This window comes from Pseudomonas sp. 65/3-MNA-CIBAN-0223 (assembly GCF_040310425.1).
In the GTDB taxonomy this organism is placed as follows: Bacteria; Pseudomonadota; Gammaproteobacteria; order Pseudomonadales; family Pseudomonadaceae; genus Aquipseudomonas; species Aquipseudomonas gregormendelii.
This window is the reverse complement of sequence record NZ_JBEOPV010000228.1, coordinates 1-257: the sequence shown is the minus strand read 5'-3', so window position 1 is coordinate 257 and position 257 is coordinate 1. Positions and strand designations below refer to the sequence as shown.

Sequence of the window (257 nt, the reverse complement as noted above, 5' to 3'; positions counted from 1 at the left end):
CGCTTCTTCCGTGATTGGCGTGCCAGTCAAGGGATCGAACTGCTTGCGGCCGTTCTCAACCACCTGGACCTGCTTGCAACCGACGACTCTACGCCCTTGCAAAGGAGCAAGTACATGCGGCATGCCAACGTTCGGGAACACGGTGTTGTTAACGCCGTAGGGTCGCGCTGGATCCTCATAGAAGCTACGCATGTACGAGTACAGCCAGTCGTTACCACGAACACGCGCAACCAGCGTCAAGTCTGGAGGCGCAGCGC

1 protein-coding gene is annotated in these 257 nt (G+C 58.4%); it reads right to left on the bottom strand.

Annotated features, from left to right (window positions below):
- Window positions 1-257 (bottom strand): cytochrome c1 (locus AAEZ09_RS28680; protein ID WP_502947617.1); only part of this gene is annotated, 257 nt, incomplete at both ends.